Origin of the sequence: Paracidovorax oryzae ATCC 19882 (assembly GCF_000687165.1) — a bacterium.
GTDB classification, from domain to species: Bacteria; Pseudomonadota; Gammaproteobacteria; order Burkholderiales; family Burkholderiaceae_C; genus Paracidovorax; species Paracidovorax oryzae.
Genome location: NZ_JMKU01000030.1, coordinates 1 through 22,828 on the forward strand (window position 1 = coordinate 1; position 22,828 = coordinate 22,828).

The 22,828-nt window shown below is 71.0% G+C and carries 22 protein-coding genes; 4 read left to right on the forward strand and 18 right to left on the reverse strand.

Annotation, left to right across the window (positions count from 1 at the left end):
- The coding region (locus T336_RS0119215) for an MCP four helix bundle domain-containing protein (RefSeq protein ID WP_035226604.1) at nucleotides 1-1,144 on the reverse strand (1,144 nt) is incomplete at its 3' end.
- A 147-nt stretch (nucleotides 1,145-1,291) separates the two neighbouring features.
- Here T336_RS0119215 and T336_RS0119220 point away from each other — a divergent pair.
- A complete protein-coding gene (locus T336_RS0119220) occupies nucleotides 1,292-2,134 on the forward strand; it encodes a creatininase family protein (protein WP_026433769.1) in 843 nt (280 codons plus the stop codon).
- Between the two features lie 19 nt (nucleotides 2,135-2,153).
- Here the strand turns inward: T336_RS0119220 and phnX are convergent, their stop codons facing one another.
- The 5 genes from phnX to T336_RS0119245 are packed head-to-tail and all read right to left on the reverse strand — an operon-like array spanning nucleotide 2,154 to nucleotide 8,126.
- Entirely contained in the window at nucleotides 2,154-2,984 is an 831-nt protein-coding gene (gene phnX / locus T336_RS0119225; RefSeq protein ID WP_026433770.1) for a phosphonoacetaldehyde hydrolase, read from the reverse strand.
- 9 nt (nucleotides 2,985-2,993) lie between these two features.
- Nucleotides 2,994-4,139: a TIGR03364 family FAD-dependent oxidoreductase gene (locus tag T336_RS0119230; protein ID WP_026433771.1), complete on the reverse strand. Its 1,146-nt coding sequence runs from the start codon at nucleotides 4,137-4,139 to the stop codon at nucleotides 2,994-2,996.
- A gap of 36 nt (nucleotides 4,140-4,175) precedes the next feature.
- Nucleotides 4,176-5,900 carry a putative 2-aminoethylphosphonate ABC transporter permease subunit gene (locus T336_RS0119235; RefSeq protein WP_026433772.1) on the reverse strand — a complete coding sequence of 575 codons (1,725 nt, stop codon included), beginning with the start codon at nucleotides 5,898-5,900 and terminating at the stop codon, nucleotides 4,176-4,178.
- A gap of 4 nt (nucleotides 5,901-5,904) precedes the next feature.
- A complete protein-coding gene (locus T336_RS0119240) occupies nucleotides 5,905-7,092 on the reverse strand; it encodes a putative 2-aminoethylphosphonate ABC transporter ATP-binding protein (RefSeq protein ID WP_051647340.1) in 1,188 nt (395 codons plus the stop codon).
- Entirely contained in the window at nucleotides 7,092-8,126 is a 1,035-nt protein-coding gene (locus T336_RS0119245) for a putative 2-aminoethylphosphonate ABC transporter substrate-binding protein (protein WP_026433774.1), read from the reverse strand. The genes T336_RS0119240 and T336_RS0119245 overlap by 1 nt, the downstream gene beginning before the upstream one ends.
- A 131-nt stretch (nucleotides 8,127-8,257) precedes the next feature.
- On the opposite strand from T336_RS0119245, the gene T336_RS25410 reads away from it, so the two are divergent.
- Nucleotides 8,258-9,037, forward strand: a complete 780-nt coding sequence (locus T336_RS25410; protein ID WP_084151468.1) for a phosphonate utilization associated transcriptional regulator — start codon at nucleotides 8,258-8,260, stop codon at nucleotides 9,035-9,037.
- Nucleotides 9,034-9,903, forward strand: a complete 870-nt coding sequence (locus T336_RS0119255) for an EamA family transporter (protein ID WP_051647341.1) — start codon at nucleotides 9,034-9,036, stop codon at nucleotides 9,901-9,903. Before T336_RS25410 ends, T336_RS0119255 begins: the two co-directional genes overlap by 4 nt.
- Nucleotides 9,904-9,923: 20 nt before the next feature.
- Here T336_RS0119255 and T336_RS0119260 read toward each other — a convergent pair whose 3' ends face one another.
- From T336_RS0119260 to T336_RS0119300, 9 genes are all read right to left on the reverse strand, one after another.
- A complete protein-coding gene (locus T336_RS0119260) occupies nucleotides 9,924-10,598 on the reverse strand; it encodes a histidine phosphatase family protein (RefSeq protein WP_026433776.1) in 675 nt (224 codons plus the stop codon).
- 108 nt (nucleotides 10,599-10,706) lie between these two features.
- Nucleotides 10,707-11,720, reverse strand: a complete 1,014-nt coding sequence (locus T336_RS0119265; protein ID WP_051647344.1) for a threonine dehydratase — start codon at nucleotides 11,718-11,720, stop codon at nucleotides 10,707-10,709.
- Nucleotides 11,717-12,370, reverse strand: coding sequence for a LysE family translocator (locus T336_RS0119270; protein ID WP_026433778.1), 654 nt, complete (start codon nucleotides 12,368-12,370; stop codon nucleotides 11,717-11,719). The genes T336_RS0119265 and T336_RS0119270 overlap by 4 nt, the downstream gene beginning before the upstream one ends.
- The gene (locus tag T336_RS0119275) at nucleotides 12,370-13,107 is read right to left on the reverse strand and encodes a VOC family protein (protein WP_026433779.1); all 738 of its coding nucleotides are present in this window, start codon (nucleotides 13,105-13,107) and stop codon (nucleotides 12,370-12,372) included. The genes T336_RS0119270 and T336_RS0119275 overlap by 1 nt, the downstream gene beginning before the upstream one ends.
- On the reverse strand, nucleotides 13,104-13,988 hold the full coding sequence (locus T336_RS0119280) for a PhzF family phenazine biosynthesis protein (protein ID WP_026433780.1): 885 nt from the start codon (nucleotides 13,986-13,988) through the stop codon (nucleotides 13,104-13,106). Before T336_RS0119280 ends, T336_RS0119275 begins: the two co-directional genes overlap by 4 nt.
- Before the next feature lie 93 nt (nucleotides 13,989-14,081).
- Complete coding sequence (locus tag T336_RS0119285) at nucleotides 14,082-14,702, reverse strand: glutathione S-transferase (protein WP_026433781.1); 621 nt, start codon at nucleotides 14,700-14,702, stop codon at nucleotides 14,082-14,084.
- Nucleotides 14,703-14,706: 4 nt separating this feature from the next.
- Nucleotides 14,707-15,903, reverse strand: a complete 1,197-nt coding sequence (locus T336_RS0119290; protein ID WP_013596681.1) for an aminotransferase-like domain-containing protein — start codon at nucleotides 15,901-15,903, stop codon at nucleotides 14,707-14,709.
- Nucleotides 15,904-16,030: 127 nt separating this feature from the next.
- Nucleotides 16,031-17,032, reverse strand: coding sequence for a DMT family transporter (locus T336_RS0119295; protein WP_026433782.1), 1,002 nt, complete (start codon nucleotides 17,030-17,032; stop codon nucleotides 16,031-16,033).
- Nucleotides 17,029-17,628, reverse strand: coding sequence for a LysE family translocator (locus T336_RS0119300; RefSeq protein ID WP_026433783.1), 600 nt, complete (start codon nucleotides 17,626-17,628; stop codon nucleotides 17,029-17,031). Before T336_RS0119300 ends, T336_RS0119295 begins: the two co-directional genes overlap by 4 nt.
- A 143-nt stretch (nucleotides 17,629-17,771) precedes the next feature.
- Here T336_RS0119300 and T336_RS0119305 point away from each other — a divergent pair, with 143 nt between their 5' ends.
- On the forward strand, nucleotides 17,772-19,250 hold the full coding sequence (locus T336_RS0119305) for an aminotransferase-like domain-containing protein (RefSeq protein WP_026433784.1): 1,479 nt from the start codon (nucleotides 17,772-17,774) through the stop codon (nucleotides 19,248-19,250).
- A gap of 7 nt (nucleotides 19,251-19,257) precedes the next feature.
- On the opposite strand, the gene T336_RS27155 is transcribed toward T336_RS0119305, so the two are convergent.
- From T336_RS27155 to flgL, 3 genes are all read right to left on the reverse strand, one after another.
- Nucleotides 19,258-20,106, reverse strand: coding sequence for a YopT-type cysteine protease domain-containing protein (locus T336_RS27155; RefSeq protein ID WP_084151469.1), 849 nt, complete (start codon nucleotides 20,104-20,106; stop codon nucleotides 19,258-19,260).
- A 123-nt stretch (nucleotides 20,107-20,229) separates the two neighbouring features.
- Nucleotides 20,230-21,459: an HDOD domain-containing protein gene (locus T336_RS0119315; RefSeq protein WP_026433785.1), complete on the reverse strand. Its 1,230-nt coding sequence runs from the start codon at nucleotides 21,457-21,459 to the stop codon at nucleotides 20,230-20,232.
- 66 nt (nucleotides 21,460-21,525) lie between these two features.
- Nucleotides 21,526-22,812 (reverse strand): flagellar hook-associated protein FlgL, encoded by a 1,287-nt coding sequence (flgL, locus tag T336_RS0119320; RefSeq protein ID WP_026433786.1) that lies wholly within the window; start codon nucleotides 22,810-22,812, stop codon nucleotides 21,526-21,528.
- Nucleotides 22,813-22,828 lie beyond the last annotated feature (16 nt).

The window sequence follows — 22,828 nt, forward strand, 5'->3', positions numbered from 1 at the left end:
CGTTGAGTGCGAGGATGTTGGTCTGGAAGGCGATGGAGTCGATGACGCCGATGATGTCGCCGATTTTGCGGGAGGAGTCGGTGATGTCCTGCATGGTGCGCACGACGTTGCCGACGACCTCGCCGCCGCGCGCGGCGGTGGCGGAAGCGGAGGAGGCGAGCTGGGATGCGGTGCGTACGGTGTCGGCGTTCTGCTTGACGGTGGAGTTCATCTGCTCCATGGATGCGGCGGTTTCCTGGAGGTTGGAGGCCTGCTCCTCGGTGCGCTGGCTGAGGTCGGCGTTGCCGGTGGCGATCTGGGATGCGCCGGTGGCGATGGATTCGCTGCTGTGGCGGACTTCGGAGACGACCTGTGCGAGGTTGGCGCGCATGGATCCCATGGCGGCGAGGACGGAGGAGGAGTCGCCGGGGCGCAGATCGACCTGGACGGCGAGGTTGCCGCGGGCGACTTCCTGGGCGATCTGTGCGGCATAGGCGGGTTCGCCGCCGAGCTGGCCCTTCACGCGCCGCGTGATCGACCAGGCGACGAGCACGCCCAGTGCGGCCGACAGCACGGCCAGCACGACCATGGTGTTGCCGGCGGCGCCGGCCTCGCTGCTGGAGGATTCCGCCATGTCGGTGGTCACCTTGCGCTGGAAGGCAATCATGTCCTCCACCGCCCTGAAGTAGGCGTTCTGCGCGGTGCGCATTTCGCCGAGCACCACGGTGCGCGCATTGGCCATGTCGTTGGCGAGGCCGAGCTTCGCGGCCTTCTCGACGGTGGCGAGGAATTGCGGCCGTGCTTCGCCGATGCGGTCCATCAGGGCCCGGCCTTCGGGCGAGCGCACGCGCTGCTGCAGCTTGCCCATGAGTTCCGACGTCTCCGCGATCACGCCGTCGAGCCGTTTTTTCTCTTCGGCCATGGCCGCGTCGTCTTCCAGCAACGCAAGGTTGCGCACGGCACGGGCGGCGACGTTGGTGTTGTCCTTGACCTGCTGCAGATGCAGCAGGATGTCGAGCCGGTCGCGCGACAGCGCCTGGAGGTTGGAGCCCGTGCGGTCGAGCTGGATGCGCCCGTAGGCAGCGACCAGGAAGCCGATGGCGATCACGATGGCGAAGCCAGTGCCGAGCATGGCTCCGAGCCGGATGTTCTTCAAGAAGTTCACGAATTCCTCCCTTATGGCGGTTTGCTATGGAACGTATAAGACGCTATCACTTCGATAATTGTTACTTATTGTTTTTATTCAATACAAGGTGATAAAGGAAGGCGATGCCTATGCACGCAGGCGGAGTGATCGCTTCCCGCGCGTGCCATGCCCTACGATGCGTCCATGCCTTATCCCTCCCGCTTCTGGGCCGAACTCTCCACCCGCGATTTCTCCGAGGCCCGGGCCTCGGGCCTGGCGGCGCGCACCGTGGCCGTGCTGCCCGTGGCCGCCATCGAGCAGCACGGGCCGCACCTGCCACTCAGCGTGGATGCCGCGCTGCTGCGGGGCGTGATCGATGCCGCGCTGCCGTCGCTGCCACCGGACCTGCCCGTGCTGTTCCTGCCGCCGCAGGATGTGGGCCTGAGCACCGAGCACACGGCCTTCCCGGGAACGCTCACGCTGTCGCCGGCCACGGTGATCGCGCTCTGGAGCGAGCTGGGCGCCTGCGTGGCGCGCGCCGGCATCCGCAAGCTCCTGCTCTTCAACGGCCACGGCGGCCAGGTGAGCGTGATGGACATCGTGGCGCGCGAACTGCGGCAGCGGCATGGGTTGCTGGTGTACAGCGCGAGCTGGTTCAGCCTGCCGCTGCCGGAGGCGGTGCATGGCCTGTTCAGCGCCGAGGAGCACCGCTTCGGCATCCACGGCGGGCAGGTGGAGACGTCGATGATGCTGCACCTCGCGCCGGACACCGTGCGCATGGCGCATGCCGGGCGGTTCCGCTCGACCTCGCAGGACCGGGCGGAACGCTACCCCATCCTGGGCAACGGCCGCAGCGCCAGGATGGGCTGGGCCATCCAGGACTACCACCCGGCGGGCGCGGTGGGCGATGCGGCCGGGGCCAGCGCGGAAAAGGGGCGCGCCGTGGTCGAGGCCGCGGCCGCGCAACTGGCGGCGCTGCTCGGCGAGATCGCCGACCTGCCGGACGGCACGCTGGTGGAAGGGCCTTAGGGCCTGTTAACGCCCCCGATCAGGCGGTGGGCGGCGTTTCGCCCCGCGCCAGCCGGGCGTCGATGTCATCCAGCACGGGCAGCAGGTCCGCCACGGTGTCGATCACGTAGTGCGCGCCGGCGGCCCGGAGTTCGGCGGTGGCCTGGTCGCGCACCTGCTGCCGCGCGGGGGCGTCCAGCGCATTCCATTCCTGCAGCGACAGGCCGGCCGCGTTGCCGCTGATGGCCAGGCCCACGGCCCAGGTGCCGGCGGCGGTGCCTTCCTGCACGCCCACGCCGGTGTCGTCCACCTTCACCACCGTGGCGGCGGGCCACACGCCCAGGTCGGCGAAGCAGCGGTACATCATGAGCGGCGAGGGCCGGCCGGCGGCCAGGTCGCCCGCGCATACCAGGTTGTCGGGCACGTAGCCTGCGGCGCGGGCGATGGGGGCCAGCACTTCCATGATGGGGCGGTTGTAGCCGGTGGTGGAGCCGATCTTCAGGCCCCGCGCACGCAGCGCGGCCACGGCCTCCAGCGCGCCGGGGATGAAATCGGCATGCTGGGGGATGACGGCGGCGTTCATGGGCGTGAAGACCTCGTGCAGATGGTCCACGTCGGCATCGCCGAAGGGCCGGCCGTGCCGGGCTTGCCACTGGGCCGCCACATGGGGCAGCCGGCCCAGGGCCTGGATGTGGTCCCACTTGGCCATGCCCATGGGGCCGCGGGCGTCGGCGGTGCTGATCTCCACGCCGAACTGCGCGAAGAGCCGCACGAAGGCGCCCATGGGGGCGCGGGAGCCGAAGTCGATGATGGTGCCGGCCCAGTCGAAGACGGCGGCCTGCAGGCGAAGCGGTGGGGTGCTGTGGGTCATGGGAAGGGCCTACCAGGAGGCGAAGACATCCTCGGCGATGCCGAAGGCGGTGCTGGCGCCGGTGCCGCTGGTGACCAGTACCAGGCGCGTGGCATCGTCGGGCGCGTCGATCAGGCAGTCGGTGACGGGCGACGAGGGATAGGTGCCCAGCCAGCGCTGGGTCACGCGGAATGTGGGCAGGTGCAGGGCTTCCTGCAGATGGCGCAGGATGATGTCGTCCACGCGCGTGTCGGCGAAGGGCTCGACCACCGGGCCGTAGTGGTGCGAATCGCCCACCACCAGCGAGCCGTCGGCGCTCTGCACCACGATCAGGTGGATGCCGTGGGCCAGCGATTCGCCTTCCTCCACGTCCAGCTGCGCGCGCAGGGCCCGGGCGGCGGGCAGGCGGCTGTAGCCGAGGTAGCGCACCAGGCTCAGGTCGCCCATCACCGAGCCGGGCAGCCGGAAGCCCTCCGGCGGCTGCACGCGCAGCATGTGCAGCTGGCACAGGCGCAGCCCGTGCGGGGCGATGCGCTCGGCCAGCAGGCCGCCCAGCTCGGCATTGGTGCAGACGGCCACCCGCTCGGCATGCAAGGTGGCGCGTGCGGTGCGCACGCGGGGCGTGGCCACTTCCAGCACCTGCTCGCCGAAGCGGAAGGCGACGTCGTGGGCTTCGGCCAGCCAGCGGGCCAGCCGGGCGATGGCGGTGCGCGATTCCACGCGCGCCTCGTGCGGGCTGTGGAGCACGGCCTGGACCGGCCCGCGTTCGCCGTCCAGCCGCAGCGCCGGGGCGCGCCGCGCGGCCTCCTGCGGCGGCAGCAGCTCGCAGCCTTCGGCCATTTCGGTCGCCATGAATTCCTCCAGCACGCGCAGGGCCTGCGGACGCTGGGCGGCGAGCCAGAGGCCCTGGTGGACGATGTCGATGCCGGCCTGGGGCGCGACCTCGCCCCACACCTCGCGCGAGCGCCGGGCGCGGCGCCAGGTGTCGCCCGCGCCCTGGCCGGTGACGGTGACGAAGCCGAAGTTGCGGATGGACGCGCCGACGCAGGCGGCGTCCTTGTCGATCACGCAGACCGACAGGCCCCGGCGGGCGGCGGTGTAGGCGTGCGCCAGGCCGACGATGCCGGCGCCGACGACGATCAGGTCGTAATGCGGTGAAGAGTGCTGTGCTTGCATGTTGGCGGATGCGTAGGGTGGATGCTGTGGGCGGCCTCAGCGCGCCCGCCAGCGCTGGGTGCGGCGCTCGGCCCAGTAGCCCGCCAGCAGGAAGAGCAGGCTGGCCGCGATGGAGACGGCCGAAACCAGCACCGCCATGGCGGCGGCGCCGGCCGTGTCGCCCGCGTCGTCCAGGTTGAGGATGCCCACCGAGGCGGGCCGCGTCTGCGGCGCGTAGATGAACACCACGGCGGACACGGTGGTCATCGCGTTCACGAAGAAGTAGCGCGCCACGTCCAGCAGCGCGGGCAGGCAGATCGGCAGGGTGACGCGCCAGAGCGTCTTGTAGAACGGCACCTTGAGCGAGGCCGAGACGGCCTCGAATTCGCCGTCGATGGCCTTGAGCGCGGTCACCAGCGTGAGATGGCCGGTGGTGTAGAAGTGCACCACCGTGCACAGCACCAGCAGCGCCATGGTCTGGTAGAGCCCGTGCAGCGGATTGCCGGGCGCGTTGAAGAAGAAGATGTAGCCCAGGCCCAGCACCAGGCCCGGCACCGCCATGGGCAGCATGGCGATCAGCCGCAGCAGCGTGCGCAGCGCCGCCATGCCCTGCATCTTCTCCTGCAGGTAGGCGCCCGCGAAGGCCGCCGCCGTGCCGCAGGTGGCGGTGCCGGCCGCCAGCATCAGGCTGTTGGCGAGCGCATCGCCCATCTCGGCATCGACCAGGCCGGAGACGTAGTGGTTCCAGCTGGGCGCGAGGTTGTAGGGCCAGAGCGTGGCGAGCGAGGCGAACACCGCCATGCCGAACATCGCCAGCATCAGCGCCGCGACCAGCCCGCAGAACGCGGTCATGGCGGCGTCGAAGGCGGGCGCGGGCTTCGGGGCCAGCACCAAGGCCCGCGCGCCCAGCGCGGCGGTCTGCCGGCGCCGCACCAGGTGGTCGATGCAGAAGGTGAGCACGGCCGGCGCCAGCAGCAGCAGGGAGGCCACCGCGCCGCGCCGGAAGTCCTGCTGGCCGATGACCAGCTTGAACACGTCGGTGGCCAGCACGTTGAAGTTGCCGCCCACCACCTTGGGGATGCCGAAATCGGTGATGGCCAGGGTGAAGGTCACCAGCGCGGCGGACACCAGCCCGTACTTGGCCCCCGGCAGGGTGATGGTGAGAAAGCGCCGCAGCGGGCGCGTGCCCATGGCGTCGGCCGCCTCGTAGAGCCGCGCATCGGCCAGCGCCAGCGCGGTGGCGAGGATCATCAGCGCGTGCGGGAAGGTGGCGAAGCACTGGGCCAGCACGATGCCCGGCGCGCCGTAGATGCTGTCGAAGCCCAGCGCCTGCCAGAACGCGCGCGCCAGCCCCTGGTTGCCGAACCAGTAGATCAGCGCGATGGCGGACAGCAGCGAGGGCGCCAGCAGCGGCAGCAGCGCGATGCCGCGCAGCAGGCGCTTGAGCGGCATGCAGCTGCGCGTGAGCGCGTAGGCGAAGCCGAAGGCCAGCGGGATGACGATGGCGGTGGTCAGCAGCGATACCTGCAGGCTGTTGGCCAGGCTTTGCAGCAGCGCGGGCGAGCGCAGGTAGTCGGCGAAGGCGTTGCTGCCGCCGCTGTCCCCGCCGCTGCCGGCGCCGGCGGGCGCGAAAGCCTGGCCCAGGCCGGCGGCCAGGGGGCCGAGCAGGCCCACGCAGAGCAGCGCGACCAGGGCCAGCAGCGCGGCCTGCGCCAGCCGGTCGCTCCAGGCCGTGCGCTGGCGGGGCGCGGCCGCGGACGGGGGCCGGGGCAGCGATCTCATGGCGTCAGCTCCGGCCATCTGCCAGCGGGAAGGCGCGCAGGCGGTCTTCGCGCAGGGCGAATTCCAGGCGGCGGCCTTCCTGCACGCCGAATTCGTCCATCTGGTTGAGCGAGAACTGCAGCAGCAGGGGCTGGCCGGGCAGGCCTTGCACGTCCAGCTCCGCCAGGCAGGTGCCGCCCAGGAATTCGAGCCGCTGCACGGTGCCGGAGCACAGCCCGGGCAGGTCGGGCGGCAGGCGTTCGATGATGCGGTCTTCGGGCCGCAGGTAGAGCCAGGCCTCGCTGCCGGCGGGCAGCGCCTCGGCGCCATGGCCTTCGGTGCAGCGCAGGCGCAGGCCGCCGCAGCGGAACCAGCGGTCGCCCTCGGCCACCGCGCGCAGGCGGTTGGCCTTGCCCACGAAGTCGGCCACGAAGGGCGAGGCCGGCTCGCGGTAGATCTGCAGCGGCGTTCCCACCTGCTCGATCACGCCGTGGTTCATCACCACGATGCGGTCGGCGAGCGTCAGGGCCTCTTCCTGGTCGTGCGTGACCATGATGGTGGTCACGCCCAGGCGGCGCTGCAGCGCGCGCAGTTCCTTGCGCAGATGCACGCGCACGATGGCGTCGAGCGCGGAGAGGGGTTCGTCCAGCAGCAGCAGGTCGGGCGAGGTGGCCAGTGCCCGAGCCAGGGCCACGCGCTGCTGCTGGCCGCCGGACATCTGGGCCGGGTACTTGCCGCCGCTGCCGGGCAGGCCGACCAGCTGCAGCAGCTCTTCGACGCGCGCCTGCACGGCCGCGCGCGGCTGCCGGCGGTTGGCCAGGCCGTAGGCCACGTTGTCCGCCACGCTCAGGTTGGGAAACAGCGCATACGACTGGAACACGATGCCGTAGTCGCGCTGGGCGGGCGGCAGGCAGGAGATGTCGCGCCCGCCCTGCCAGAGCCGGCCGCGCGTCTGCGCCTCCAGCCCCGCGATGATGCGCAGCAGCGTGGTCTTGCCGCAGCCCGAGGGGCCGAGGAAGCAGACGAATTCGCCGCGCGAGATGGAGAGGTCGATGTGCTCCAGCGCGGTGAACGCGCCGAAGCGCTTGTGGATGCCTTCCAGCCGCAGATGGCCCGCCGCAGCCGGCGCGGCGGCATCCGTCGTCAGCGCGGCGGCCGGCCCTGCGCCGGCACTGCGTTCCGCGCCGAAGGCGCGCGCTGCCGGCGCGTTCATCACTTCTTGGCCTCGCTCTTGGCGTCGTAGCGCTTCGTCCACTCGGCCAGGATGCGCTCGCGGTTCGCGGCGGACTTCTCGAAGTCCATCTTGATCAGGCGCGCTTCGTAGTCGGCCGGAATGCCGGCCAGCTTGGGCGCCACGCCGGGCTGCGCGGTCACGGCGAAGTTCTTGCCGTAGAGCATCATCGCGTCCTTGGACGTGGCCCAGTCGGCCAGCTTCTTGGCTGCCGCCATCTTGGGCGTGCCCTTGTAGATGCCGAAGGCTTCCAGGTCCCAGCCCAGGCCTTCCTTGGGGAACACCAGCTCGATCGGCGCGCCCTTGGCCTTGTTGGTGTAGCCGCGGTATTCGAACGAGATGCCGGCCACGTATTCGCCGGCGGCGGCCATGTTGCAGGGCTTGGAGCCGGAATGGGTGTACTGGGCGATGTTCTGGTGCAGCGCGTCCATGTACTTCCAGCCGCCGCCCTTGCCGGCGTCGTCGCCCCAGAGCTGCAGCCAGGCGGCCACGTCGAAGTAGCCGGTGCCCGAAGAGGCCGGGTTGGGCATCACCACCTGGCCCTTGTATTCGGGCTTGAGCAGGTCCTTCCAGGTGGTGGGCACGGGAATGCCCTTCTTCCTGGCCTCGACGGTGTTGAAGCACACCACGGCGCCGAACACGTCCATGCCGACCCAGGCGGGCGGGGTCTTCTTGTCGCGGTACTGCGGCATGATCGCGTCGAGGTTCAGCGGCGCGTAGGGCTCGAGCATGCCCTGCTGCTCGAACAGCGCCATGCTGGAGGCGGCCACGCCCCACACGGCATCGGCCTGCGGGCTGGCCTTTTCGGCCAGCAGCTTGGAGGTGATGACGCCGGTGGAGTCGCGCACCCACTTGATCTCGATGTCGGGCTCGACCTTGTTGAAGGCGGTCTGGTAGGCCTTGATCTGGTCGGTTTCCAGGGCGGTATAGACGGTGAGCTGGGTCTTCTGCGCCAACGCGCCCGTGGCGCTGGCGAGGCCGATGGCAAGGGCCGTGAAAAGCTTGAGCGAACGCATGGCGAACTCCTTGGAAGAAAGCCGGTAATGTGCTTTCCGGCAGTGACGGGAACGTGTCAAAACCAAGGCAGATCGAAGATTGTCTTTTGCAGATTGCAGACAATCTGTGATTCTGGCTTAGCATCCGGCCCATGACCGAACGAAAGACATCGCCGCTGCCGGACATCGCCCAGCTGCAGAGCAACTCGCTGGCGGGCCTGGTGCAGACCGAGATCGAGCGCCTGATCCTCGAAGGCGACCTGGCGCCGGGCGCCAAGCTCACCGAGGCCACGCTGGCCGACCGGCTCGGCGTCTCGCGCGGTCCGGTGCGCGAAGCCTTCCGCACGCTCGACGAGGGCGGCCTGGTGCGCACCGAGAAGAACCGGGGCGTGTTCGTGCGCGATGTCTCCATCGAAGAGGCGCTGGAGATCTTCGAGGTGCGTGCCGTGATGGACCTCTACGTCGGCCGCAAGCTGGCCGAGACGGCCACGCCGGCCCAGGTGCGCGAGCTGCGGCAACTGGCCGACGCCATGGACCGCGCCGCCCGTGCGGGCGAGGCGCAGGACTTCCACGCCACCAACCTGGCTTTCCACGACCGGCTGCTGGAGCTGGCGGGCAATGCCAAGCTGGTGGCCACCTACCGCAAGCTGGTCAAGGAACTGTCGCTCTACCGGCGCCGCAACCTCAACGAGGAATCCATGGCCATCTATGCGCGCGAGCACAAGCAGATCGTCAAGGCCATCGCGACGGGCGACCCCGAGGCGGCGGGCCAGGCCATGTTCCAGCATGTGATGAACAGCCGCGCCCGCACGCTGGAGGCCAGCCGCCGCACCGCCGCAGGGGCGGGCACGGCGGCCCCCGCCCAGGCCGCGCCGTCCCCGAAGGCCGCGCGCGGCAAGGCCGGCCGCAAGGCGGCTGCGGCGGCCGCGTGAACCTGGCCGGCGGCGTCGTCCTGGCCGTGCTGTGCGGCGCGCTGCTGCATGCCGGCTGGAACGCGCTCATCAAGTCGGCGGCCGACAAGGCCCTGGACACGGCCCTCATCCACAGCCTGGGCTGCATCGCGGCCGTGCCGCTGCTGGCCGCGGCCGGCTTGCCGGCCCTCGCGGCCTGGCCCTACATCGCTGCATCCACACTCGTCCACATCGGCTACTACGCGGCGCTCGCGGGGGCCTACCGCCACGGCGACCTGGGGCTGACATACCCGGTCATGCGCGGCTGCGCACCGCTGCTGGTGGCGCTTTCCAGCCAGGCGTTCATCGGCGAAGCGCTCTCGGGCCGCGCCTGGTGGGGCGTGGCCGGCATCTGCGCCGGCGTGCTGCTGTTGGGGCTGTCGCCCGCCAGCCTGCAGGGCGGCGGCCATCGCGGCAAGGCGCTGCGCTTCGCCCTGGCCAATGCCGCCATCATCGCGCTCTACACCGTCATCGACGGCCTGGGCGTGCGCGCCTCGGGGAACGCCCTGAGCTACGTGGCGGCGCTGTTCCTGTTCGACGGCCTGCCCTACCTGCTGCTGGTGCTCCACCAGCGCAAGGGCGAGGGCGAGCGCCGTGCCGCCCTGCGCTACATGGCGGGCCGCTGGCGCATCGCGGCGCTGGGCACGGCCGCCTCGCTGGGCAGCTACGGCATCGCGCTCTGGGCCATGACGCGCGCGCCGGTGGCGGCGGTGGCCGCGCTGCGCGAGACCTCGGTGCTTTTCGCCGCTGTCATCGGCACCCTCTGGCTGCGCGAGCCCTTCGGGGCGCAGCGCGCCGCCGGCACGGCGGTGATCCTGGCGGGCGTGGCGGCGCTGCGGTTCGGCTGACGGAAGACCCGGGGCAGGTCTCAGGCGTGGGTGGCCCATCCCGCGTGCTCGGGCGTGTCGAGGTGCGGCAGGGCGTTGAAGGTCTGCAGCATCAGCCGCTTGGGAGCGATGCTGAATTCGGTCACCGCAGTGTTGCGGATGCGCATGTTGAGGGCGATGGTCACTTCCGGCGGGGTGGAGAGCACCGCGCCCACGGCGGTGGAGATCGGGCCGCCGCTGGAGACCAGCAGCACATTCTGGCCCGCATGGTGGCGCCGCACGTGGTCCAGCACCGCGCGCACCCCGTCCGAGAAGCCGGTCCAGCTCTGCATGCCGGCCGGGCTGATGGTGCCGCCCATCCATTGCGCCAGTGCATCGCACAGCAGGCGGAAGTGCTGGCGGTAGAGCTCGGGCGTCTCCGCCGGTGGCAGGGGCTGCGGGTGGATGGCGCCGATCAGGGCGGCGCTGTCGTATTCGTTCAGCGCAGGCAGCGCCTGCAAAGGCTCGGGCGCCGACTGCAACCCTTCGGCGATGCCTGCCAGCGTCTGCGCGTGCCGTCGCAGCGTGCCGGTATAGGCGGCATCGAAGCGCATGCCGCGCTCGCGCCAGTAGGTGCCCAGCCGCACCGCCTGCTCGTGGCCGCGGGGGCTGAGCTGGTCGTAGTCCTGGGCGCCGAAGGAGGCCTGCGCATGGCGCACGAGGTAGAGGGTTCCCATGCACGGCAATGTGGCAGAACCGCCTGCCGGGTGATGTCGCGGCAGCGACGGGGTGTCGCGGATGCGCTGCGCCGTGCCGGCGGTTGCCGGTGCAGTCGCCTTGCCGTCTCAGTGGCCGGCCAGCACACCCGCGAACGCCTGCGCGTCCACGTTGCCGCCCGTGAGCGGCAGTCCGACCACCTGCCCGCCCAGGCGGCCGCGTTCCTGCATTGCGGCGGCCAGGGCGGCGGCGCCCGCGCCTTCGGCCACATTGTGCGTGTCGGCGAACAGCGCGCGCATGGCGGCGGCCACCTCGTCGTCGGTCACGCGCACCACGCGGTCCAGCCCGGGCGCGAGGATGGCCAGGGCCTCCGGGTCCGCCACGCGGCAGGCCATGCCGTCGGCCAGTTGCGTGGAGACGGGTGCTTCCACCACGCGGCCGGCGGCGATCGAGTCCGCGTAGGTGGTGGCGTGGGCGCTCACCACGCCGACGATGCGCACGCCGTGCCCCAGCGCATGCCGGGCGGCGATGGCCGAGCACGCGCCCGAGCCCTGGCCGATGGGCACGTAGGCCACGTCCATGTGCGGCACGGCGCGCAGGAACTCCCACCAGTAGGTGGCCACGCCGCGCAGCAGGTCGGCGTGGAAACTCGGCACCATGTGCGCGCCGCGCCCGGCCGCCAGTTGCATGGCGTGCTCGCGCGCTTCCTGGAAATCCTGCCCGTGTTCGATGAGCGACACGCCCAGGGCGCGCATGGCGGCATTCTTCTCGACCGAATTGCCATGCGGCACGACGATGGTGCAGGCCACGCCGTGGCGGCGCGCGGCCCAGCCCAGGCTCTGGCCGTGGTTGCCGCGGGTGGCGCTGATCACCTCGCGGGGCATCTCCCCGCGCTTGGCGAGCTGGTCGAAATACGTGAGCCCGCCGCGGATCTTGAACGCGCCCACGGGGGTGTGGTTCTCGTGCTTGACCCAGCATTCGGCGCCCAGGCGCTCGCCGAGCAGCGCCCAGCGGTACTGCGGGGTGGGGGCGAAGTCGGCATAGACCACGTCCGCCGCGGCCTCGATGTCCGACAGGCTGGGCAGCGCGGCGTGCAGCCGGGCGGATGCATCGGGCGCGGAGGCGGGGAGCACGGCGTTCATGGCGTGGCCTTTCTTTCGGTGAAGAGGATCTTGAGGGCGAGCGCGCCGAGCACGGTGCCCATCAGGTAGCGCTGCGCGCGCACCCAGGCGGCGCTGCGATGCAGGAAGCGGGCCACGCGCGCGGCGAACAGCACCAGCAGGGCATTGACCAGCGCGCTGATGCCGATCTGCAGCGCGCCCAGCGTGAAGGTCTGCGCGAGCCACTGGCCACGCTCCGGGTGCAGGAACTGCGGGAAGAAGGAGACGTAGAACATGGCCACCTTGGGGTTCAGCGCGCTTGTGAGAAACCCCATGAGGACCAGCTTGAGGGGGCCGTCGTGCGGCAGGTCACGTGCCTCGAACGGCGCGCTGCCACCGGGCTTCACGGCCTGCCACGCCATCCACAGCAGGTAGGCGGCGCCCGCGATGCGCAGCACGTCGAAGGCCAGCGGCACGGCCGCCAGCAACGCCGACAGCCCCAGTGCCGTGGCCAGCAGGTGCACGCCGAAGCCGGCCACCACGCCCGCGAGCGAGAGCAGCCCGGCGCGCGGGCCCTGGGTCAGGCTGCGCGAGACGCAATAGACCATGTTCGGGCCGGGCGTGAGCACGAGCACCAGCGCCGCGAGCGCGAAGAGCAGCAGTTCCTGCGGGGTGAAGGTGAAGGCGGACATCACGGTGCGTTCTCCTGGAGCAGCGATGTGCAGGTGACGGAGCCGAGCGGCGTGGCAAGGGTCGCCACGATGCGTGGGGCGGAAGACCGGCCAGCGGGTGCGCGCAGCAGCCCGCGCACGCCCGCCGCGGCGCATGCGCCCTGCAGCGCCGCGGCGTCGGGGTGTTCCAGCGCGAGCGACTCCAGCGTGACGCCGCTGTCCGGCAGGCTGTGGCACGGATGGCGCTCGCCCCACTTGATCAGCGTGGGCAGGCAGCCATCCATCAGGCGGGCGCCATCGGGCCGCACGGTGATGCGCCACTCCAGCAGGCCGAAGGGTGTCGGGCGCCCGGCGGTGATGATCTCGCCCCGGTCCACGCCGCGCGCGGCCAGCGCGGCGTGCGCCGCGGCGATGTCGGGCACAGACGCCACCCAGTGGACCAGTTGCGGCCCATGCCGCGCCACGCGCGAGCGCTGGGCCTCGTCGTCCATGTCGAACCACCGGCGGCGGCCCGGCGCCAGGGCAGGCCGCGCCTGGGGATCGATGGCGATGACCTCCAGGTAGGCGCGCGGGTGCGCGGGCCCGGAAATGTTCAGCAGCCGGTTGTGCGTGCCCATGAGCGGGTGCGCGCCGCCGGCCGCGGGGTCCACGCCCAGGGTCCGGCGGCACCAGCGGCTGCCTTCGTCCAGCGAGGCGGCCACCACCACGAGGTGGTCGACGCATGCGGCCCGGGCCGGGTCGAAGGCCGCAGGGCTCACAGCAGCACCTGCCCGTCCACGCAGGTGATGGAGCCGCCCCCCACCCAGATGTGCTCGCCGTCCTGCTCGACATGCACGCGGCCCGCGCGCCCCAGGGCGGTGCCCTGGCTGGCGATGTAGCGGGGCGGGGCCAGGTGGGCGCCGATCAGCCATTGCGCCAGGGCGGCGTTCAGGCTGCCGGTCACCGGATCCTCGGCCAGGCCGTTGTTGCCGGGGAAGAAGGCACGCACCTCGAAATCCGGCGCGTCCGCCTCCCCGCCGGGGTGGCTGCCGATCACGCCCACCTTGCCGCGGGGCCCCACCACGCCGACGTCGAGGGCGCCCAGCACGGCCCCGTCGGGCCGCAGCGCGAGCACGGCCTCGGCCGAGGAGAGCATCACGCCGCGCCAGTTCGGGCCGTTGTCGCACCAGGCATGGCCGACGATGTCGGTGCGCGCCAGCCCCAGCCCGCGTGCGATGAGTTCCACGTCCGCCTCCGGCAGCGGGCCGCTCTTCTTGAGCGGTGGGGCCGCGAAGGCCAGCCGGCTGCCGTCCTGCCGCAGCGTGACCAGGCCCACGCCGCATTCCTGTACCACGCGGCCCGGGGTGCGCGGCCGGCCGCCGGCCTCGAGCCAGGCGTGGCAGCTGCCGAGCGTGGGATGGCCCGCGAACGGCAGTTCGCGGCCGGGGCAGAAGATGCGCACGCGGTAATCCGCCCCGGCCGCACGTCCCTCGTCCGTCGGGGGCAGCAGGAACGTGGCTTCGGAGAGGTTGGTCCAGTTCGTGAAGTGCTGCATCTCCTCGGTGGACAGGCCTTCGCCGTCGAGCACCACGGCCAGGGGGTTGCCGAGGTACGGGCGGTCGGTGAACACATCGACTTGCTTGAAGGGTCGCTGGCGCATGGTGGGCTCCTGTGGAAAAAACGAACGGGCACAACCCTCCCCGGCGGCCGTCCGGGCCGCCGCGGCATCGGGTGAAAGCCGCCGCGGGCGGCGTCAGGCGAGCGGCTGGTCCAGCACGCCCAGGGCGCCGCTGCGCGCGCGCAGCGCGGCGAACCAGCGCTCCAGGTGCGGCCGGGCGGGTCGGTCCTGCGGCAGGCCCCACCAGCGGTGGATTTCGCAGCCCACGGGAATGTCCGCCATCGTGAAGCGGTCGCCCGCCAGGTAGGCATGCCGGGCCAGGTGCGCGTCGAGCAGTTCCATCAGCGGCTCGGTGGCCGCCACCGAACGGGCGATCGCCGCCGGATCGCGCTGTGCCGCGGGCGTGCGGATCCACTGCAGGAACGCGTCGCGGCCGGCCGGGTTGAGGGTGGTCTGCTGCCAGTCCATCCATTGCTCGGCGAGGAAGCGCGTGGGCAGGTCCTCGGGGTACAGATCACCCGGCGCATGGCGCGCGCAGAGGTAGCGCACGATGGTGTTCGATTCCCAGAGCGTGGTGCCCTCGTCCTCGATGAGCGGCACGAGGCCGTTGGGGTTGAGCGACAGGAACTGCGGCTCGCGCACGAGCCCGAACTGGCCGCCGGCGTCGGTGCGCTGCAGCTCCAGCCCCAGCTCCTGCGCGGCCCAGAGGACCTTGCGCACGTTGATGGACGACACGCGTCCCCAGAGTCTCAGCATGGCGTCAGGCCTCCGCGGTTTGCGGCAGGCGCGCGCGGATGGCGGCGGCCAGCGCGGCGATGCCTTCCTGGATCTGCTGCGCGCTCGCGGTGACGAAGGACAGGCGCAACGTGCGCGCGTCGGCGTTGTCCGCATAGAAGGCCGCGCCGGGCACGAACGCCACGTTGCGCTCCACGGCCTCGGGCAGGAGATCCAGCGCGCTCATGCCTTCCGGCAGGCGGGCCCAGAGGAACATGCCCCCGTCGGGGCGGTTCCAGGTCACGCCCAGGCCCTGCATCTCGCGTTCCATGGCCGAGAGCATCGCGTCGCGCTGCTGCTTGTAGAGCGCGCGGATGGTGGGCACGTGGCGGTCCAGGAAGCCGCCCTTCATCACCTCGGCCACCATGCGCTGGTTGAATCCGGGCGTGTGCAGGTCGGCCGCCTGCTTGGCCTGCAGCAGCTTGGGGTAGAGCGCGTGCGGCGCCACCAGGAAGCCCAGGCGCAGGCCGGGGGCCAGCACCTTGGAGAACGAGCCCAGGTAGATGCAGCCTTCCGGATTGCGCGCGGTGAGCGGCAGCGGAGGGGGCTGGTCGAACCAGAGGTCGCCGTAGGGGTTGTCCTCCACCAGCGGCAGGCCCAGTTCGGCGGCCTTGGCCGACAGCGCCACGCGGCGCGCTTCGGTCATCGTGCGGCCCGTGGGGTTCTGGAAGTTGGGCAGCAGGTACATGAAGCGCGCGCGGTCCGCGCCCGAGCCCACCTTGGCCGCCAGGTCATCCACCAGCGGGCCTTCGTCGTCGCTCGCCACGCTGTGCACGTCGGGCTCCATGGGCGTGAAGGCCTGCAGGGCGCCGAGGTAGGTCGGGGTCTCCACCAGCACGCGGCTGCCCGCGTCGATGAGCACCTTGGCCACCAGGTCCAGGCCCTGCTGCGAGCCGGTGGTGATCAGGATCTGGTCGGGCGACACGTCCCAGGGCAGGAAGTCGGCCACGGCCTGGCGCAACGGCAGGTAGCCCTCGCTCGCCGCGTACTGCAGCGAAGATGCGCCGTCGTTGCCCAGCACTGCCGCGCAGGCCTGTGCGAAGTCATCGACCGGGAAAGTCTTGGGGGAGGGCAGTCCGCCCGCCAGGCTGATGATGCCGGGCTTCTCGGTCACTTTCAGGATCTCGCGGATCACCGAGGGGTTCATCTTCGCGGCGCGTTGGGCCAGGGTCCAGGTCGTCATGGAAATCATCTCCTGCGGCACGCCCCGGAAAGAAAAGGGGCCGTGCCTCGTTCGTGTCGTCGTTGTCGAAAAAGCCGTCGTGCGGCCGGTCGGAGGGGCAAGGGGTGGGCCCCGCCAGGAAAAGAGCTTAACTGCGCGGCGGCCTCCCCGGGGTGGCGGGGCCTGCGGGAGCGCGCTGCCCGGCGGGCGCGCGGCGGCCGATGAGGACCGTGGCCATGACGGCGAGCCCGACGCCCAGGCTGGCCGCATCCAGCCGCTCGCCGAGCAGCGGCACGGCGAACAGCATGCCCAGGAACGGCTGCACCAGCTGCACCTGGCTCACGCGCACGGTGCCGCCCAGGGCCAGGCCCCGGTACCAGGCGAAAAAGCCCAGCCACATGGAGAACACCGATACGTACGCCAGGGCCGCCCAGGCGGCAGGGGACACGGCCGCCGCGGCATCGGGCGAAGGCGCGAAGAACCAGGCAGCCGGCAGCGCCACGGGCAACCCCATCACCAGCGCCCAGCAGATCACCGCGCCGGCCGGCATGCGCTGCGACAGGCGCCCGCCGAAACCGTAGCCCACGGCCGCGCAGAGCACGGCGGCGAGCAGCAGCAGGTCGGCCGGGTGCCATGCCAGCCCGCCGCCGCCCCCAGGGCGCTGCAGGGCGAAGGCCACCACCAGCGTGGTGCCGGCCAGCGCACAGAGCCAGAAGCGCGGCGACGGCCGCTGGCGGTGCAGCAGCGCTCCCACCAGCGCGGTGGCGAGCGGCAGCAGGCCGATGATGACGCTGGCGTGCACCGCAGCCACATGGCGCATGGCCAGCGAGGTCAGCAGCGGGAAGCCGAACACCACGCCCAGCGACGTGGCCGCGAGCGGCAGCCAGTCTTCGCGGGCCGGCAGCGGCGCGCGCTGCACCAGCAGCAGGGCCGCCGACAGCAGCCCCGCGATGGCGGCGCGGGCGATGGCCACGAACGCGCCCGGCAGCTGTGGCGCCTCGGGCGTGCCCACGGCCAGCCGCGTCATGGGCAGCGTGAGCGCGAAGATCGCCACGCCCAGCAGCCCCCAGAGCAGGCCGCGGGTTTCGGCGGAACGCACCGCCACGGGCCGCGGCGCGGGGGATGCCGTGGATGCGGGCACGGCACTCATGCCGTCACCATCCAGGCGGCGGTGGCCGCGAGCACCGCCGCCATGCCGCGGTTGAACCAGAGCAGGCGGGCGCCGTGGGCCAGCCACTGGCGCAGCAGCGCACCGGTGGCGGCGTAGAGGAAGTTGCTCGCGAAGGCGAACACGATCATGACGGGCACCACCACCGCCAGGCGCGGCAGGCTGTCGGGCCTGCCGGCCACCCAGCCCGCCACGATGGTGAGCGCCAGCAGCCAGGCCTTGATGTTCACGAACTGCAGTGCGGCACCGGACCAGAAGCCCACGTCCATGCGGGCCGCGTCGGCATCGGCGAGCCGGCCGCTGCGCGAGAGCTTCCAGGCCAGCCACAGCAGGTAGGCGATGCCCACCGCCTTGATGCCGGTGCGCAGGGCGGGCACGGCCACCACCAGGCTGCCGATGCCCGCGGCGCACACCAGCAGCAGCGCCGACCAGCCCAGCGGCACGGCGCACACGAAGCGCATGGCCGGCCGCAGGCCGCGGTTGGCCGCGATGGCGGTGGACAGCGTGGTGTTCGGGCCGGGCGAGAAGCTCATGGCAGTCGCCAGGACCAGGAGTGCGGTGAATTCGACCAGGGGCATGGGTACTGCGGGTTGCGGGCTGGATACGTGCGGTTACGGGACCCACTGTAGGCATGATTCCGCTACAGTGCCGATACAGACAGCTGCACAAGTTCATGAACTGTACCGGTGCGCTGGACAACACAGTTTCCAGAAAGCCTTCCATGCTGACCCGCACGCCCGAACGCACCCTGACCGAGCAACTCGCCGATCGATTCGCGGAACGCATCCGCAGCCGGCTGCTGCCCGTCGGCGCGCGGTTGCCGTCGGTGCGCGAATGCGCGCGGCAGCAGGGCGTGAGCACCCACACCGTGGTCGCTGCCTACGACCAACTGCTGGCGCAGGGCCTCGTGGAGGCGCGGCGCCAGCGCGGGTTCTTCGTGCGCGATGCGGGGCAGAGGTCTCCGCCCGCGGTGGCGGGCGCTCCCGCCGGCTCGCCCCCGGGCGGAACGGCCGCTCCGGGCACACCGGCTGCGGGAGCCGCGATCCTGGGCGCCGCCGCACTGCCGATGTCGGGCTCGCACATCAACGCCACCACCCTGATCCGCGGCATGTTCCACCAGGCCTCGTCCAAGCCCCAGCCGGGGGCCGGCGTGTTTCCGCCGGGCTGGCTGGAAGATGCGCGCTTCATGTTCGCCGCCGTGCGCCGCGTCACCGCGGGGCGTGCGTTGCAGGACGGCTCCCTGGCCTATGGCGAGCCCCGGGGCGACGCCGGGCTGCGCGCTGCGCTCGCGCGGCGGCTGGCCGACCTCAGCGTGCCGGCAGAACCCGCGCAGATCATCACCACCATCGGCGCCACGCATGCCCTGGACATCGTGAGCCGCACGCTGCTGAAGGCCGGCGACCCGGTCATGGTGGAGGAGCCCGGCTGGTCGGTGGAGTTCGCGCGGCTCGATGCACTGGGCATGCGCGTGTTGCCCGTGCCGCGCGGCCCCGAGGGGCCGGACCTGGACGTGATGGCTCGCTACTGCGAGGCCCATGCGCCCAAGCTGTTCGTGAGCGTGAGCGTGCTGCACAACCCCACCGGCTACAGCCTGTCGCCGGGGCATGCGCACCGCATCCTGCAGCTATCCCACCGGCACGGCTTCCACATCGTCGAGGACGACACCTACGGCCACATCGCGCCCGACCACGCCACGCGCCTGTCGGCCCTGGACGGGCTGCGCCGCACCATCTACGTGAACGGCTTCGCCAAGATCCTCGCGCCCAACTGGCGGGTGGGCTACCTGGCCGCGCCCGAGGGCCTGGTGGAGCGGCTGCTGGACACCAAGCTGCTGTCCACGCTGACCACGCCTTCCATCCTCGAGAAGGCCCTGGCGCAGTGCATCGAGCAGGGCCAGCTGCGCCGACACGCAGAGCGCATGCGCCTGCGCCTGGCCCAGGCGCGGGCCCGCAGCGTGCAGATCGCGCTGGAAGCCGGGCAGCGCTTCGCGGCCGAGCCCGCAGGCATGTTCGGCTGGGTGGAGACGGGCGTGGACACCGACATGCTCGCCCAGCGCATGCTCGACGAGGGCTACCTCATCGCGCCCGGTGCGCTGTTCCATGCCACCCGCCGGCCCTGCACGCTCATGCGCATCAATTTCACGACCACGCAGGATCCGGGGTTCTGGAAGGTGTTCCAGCGGGCGGCCCGGGGCCTCTGACCGGGTTTCAGGCCTGCGTCCGCATCGGCATGACCAGGATCTCGGGAATGGCGAAGTTCAGCGAATTCCGGGCGACGATCTCGCGCATGACCAGCGGCACCTCCGAAGGCCTGAGCCGGAATTCACCCAGGTTCGCGTCAAACAGGATGCACCGGCCGCCTGCCGCATGCGCGGCGATCGCATGATGGCTGGAGCCCAGGTTTCCCAGCCACAGCAGGTGGGAACTGCCGGGCCTGCTGAGGATGCCGGCGATTTCCGCCATGGCCGCTCCCTCGTTCGTGAGGATATCGACTGCCATGGTATTGCCGGCACTCTCGACTCCGTGTGCGCGCGCTGTCTGCAGCAGCGGGTCTTCCCGGTGATGCGGGTCCTGGTTGCTGTGTTCCACCCTGTCCATGTATTGCTGATGCAGGGAGATGATCTCCGGCGTCGAGCGGTCCAGCCGGGCCATCCTGGCCGCTGCGTTGCCCTGCCCGGTGGTGACGTCGTTCATCCACAGCAGGCTGTAGATCACGCAGGCTCCCAGGTGATCCGGATCGACGCGCGACAGGGCGCTGGCCTGGTCGAATGCCGCAGAGCGCTTCGCTGCCCAGCCGGACGCTCCTGGCGCATAGGCGGGTTCATCGGCCCGATGGTGGGATGCGCATATTCCATGGATGACAGGTGACCGCCCGGGCATGGCAACGCAGGGAATCCGGCCATCGGCAGCACGCCTTGGCAAGGCGTCCCATCTTGCATCGTGCGCCGGGCATTGTCGGGAACGGTTTCTGTCCAACGGTGAATTTTCGCCGCGTGCATCGGGGGGCATGGATGGGAGCGTCGCCGCCGATCCGCGAGAAATCCGTGAATTTTCCATGTTTGAAAGAAGAGAAATGCAATTGCACCCATCTTTCACGGCGTGCGCGCGCCATCAATCCCCCGTGCGAAATCCTGCATGGCCAAACGTAGCCGTGCCGCCGCAGAGCGGGGAGGGTGGGCTTCACTTCCCCGCCGGCCGCTCCACTACCAGGTCCGAGATCACCCGCAGCAGCCCCCGGTTGATTTCCTCCAGGTCCATCTCGTGCGTCTCGCAGAGCTGGCGGATCGGTGCGGCATCCTCGGATTCGAGCGCGCACGCCATCTCCAGGCTGGCGGCATAGGGCCCCTGGTGCAGCACGGCCGCGTCGTAGATGCGCTCGGACAGGGGCAGGCGCCGCAGGATGGCGCCCAGCGGCTCGGACAGCAGTTCGCCCAATTGCGACAGCAGCCCGCAGAGATAGACCTCGCGCCGCAGGTCGCTCTCCACCCCGGCGTCGAGCAGGCGCTCGGTCAGGTGTGCGCGGATCACCATGGACTCGCGGATGGGCTGCAGGTTGGGATCGGTGCTCGCATGCGGCAACTGGTCGCCCAGCCAGCGCTGGAGCGACCCATAGCCCATCATCACCAGCCCGCGCCGCAGCGAATCCACGCCCGTGCGCAGCCCCAGCGCGGCGGAGTTGGTATAGACCATGAACCGGTAGGCGAGCAGGGGGTCCTCGCCGAGGATCTGCTCGAAGGCCTCCAGCGACTGCTCCGCGTCGATGGCCCGCATCAGCTTGTGCACGGTCTCGTGGGCGGGGTGCAGTTGCTGGTGGCGCAGGCTGTAGAGCACGTCCTCCGAAGGCCAGCCGGCGATGGCGAGCGCGCCGTGCCGGTCCAGGCAATGCTCCATGAGCGGGCGGCTCGCGATGTTCTCGTAGATCTGGCCCGCGATCACCGGGCTGGGCTGCGCGGGGGCGCCGCGGATCTGGCCGCCGGCCGCGCGCAGGGCCGCCATGGCGTCGGTGGCCGACAGCGACAGCAGGCTGTTGTCGAAGCAGGCCGCGACCTCCGCTGGCGGAAGCCGGTCCAGCGCGCCGCGCCAGACCAGCTTCAGGCCCCGCTGGTGCGCCGAGCGCACGCGCTCGAAGATGCCGGCGTCGGCCAGCCATGCATCGGGCACGCTGATCCAGGGTGATCCGCGCGGCGCCTGGGCCAGCAGGTCGATGAGCAACTGCGGGCTCTGCGGCGACAGCAGCAGCGGCGGCGAACCCGAGCTCCAGAGCTCCTGCAGCGTGCGCAGCAGGTGCGGCGCATCGACCACGGCCTCGCCGGCGTTGTGAACGTGCAGCTGCACGGCCGTGAGCCGGCGCGCGGCGTTCCAGAGAGGGCGATAGCCCAGGATCAGGCTGCCGAGGACGGATTGGACCATGTTGGGCTTTGCGGAGCGGGCAGGCGGAGGAGGCCGGGCCCGGTGCCCCGCTTGCCTCGCTTCCGCTTAGCTGATGTAGTTGAACAGCGACAGCTTCTGCACCTGGGCATAGGACTGCAGCGCTGCCTGGTAGCCGGTCTGGTTGTTCTGGAAATCGGAGATGCCCTTGATCATATCGAGATCCTCGGCGCGCGAGCGGTCCGCCTCGAGCTGGTCCGCGCGCTTGTTCTGGTCACCCGTGATGCGGTCCGCGCGATTGAGCAGCTCGCCCGCGTAGCCGCGCATGTTCTGGATGCGCTCCAGGCCGATGTCGATGTTGTTCAGTGCCTGGCCCACGGCCTGCGCGGCCGCGTTGCCGTTGGTCGCGCCGCCGATGTCGCGCACTGCCTGGTCGATGCTGCTGAAGATGCTGGCGCTGGGCTTGAGCGAGATGGTGTCGCCGTTGGCTGGAGAAAAGTTGTAGGTGCCGTCGTTCTGCCGGGTGGGCGTGCCGGTGATGTTGAAGCTCACGCCCGGGATGCCGGTCACCGCGATCGACACGGGCTTGTCCGCCGGGAAGTCCGGCACCGTGACGGGCGCGGATGCCACGCCGGTGGTCATGTTGGTGATGGTGTAGGTGGCCGTGGTGGTGCCGGCCGTCGCGCCGGGGCCCACGCCACTGAACACGATCTGGTAGTCGTCCCCGGTGACGAGGGAGGTGTCCCCGGCCTTCACGCCATCGGTCGTCAGCAGGCGGCCCGTGGGAATGTTGCTCACCGAAGCCGTATAGACGCCGTCGCGCTTGGGCTGGAACATGAAGGCGGACTCGCCGTCCAGCGACATCGGCAGCGAGGTGGCGGAGCCCGAGGCCTGCCCGGGCAGCCCGGCGAAGCTGTAGTCGGGGGTGCCCGACTGCGGGCCCAGGAAGGGCGCCAGCGCGCTGCCCAGCGCACCCAGCAGCGGCAGGCCGTTCGTGTCCTTGCGGTTGACCATGTCGGACAGCTGCTCGCGCAGGCCCTGCACCTGGTTCATGATGGTCTTGCGGTCTTCGGGCTTGAGCGTGCCGCCACCCGCACTCACGACGAGCTGGCGCAGTTCCTGCACGATGTCCACGGCCTGGCCGAGCGTGGATTCGGCCTGGGTGACGGTATTGCGCGCGTTCTCCAGCGCCCGCTGCTCGCTCTGCACGCGCGAGATGCGCGTGATCGCGCGCTCGGCCTGGGCGGCCGCCACCGGATCGTCGCTCGCGCGCACCACGCGCTTGCCGGAAGTGAGGTTTTCCTGCAGGTTGGAGAGCGCGGTCTGGCGCTGCGACAGGTTGCGCAGTGCGTTTTCGTACTGGTTGGCGCTGGCAGTGCGGTAGAAGGTACTCATGGCGTGCTCCGGTGGG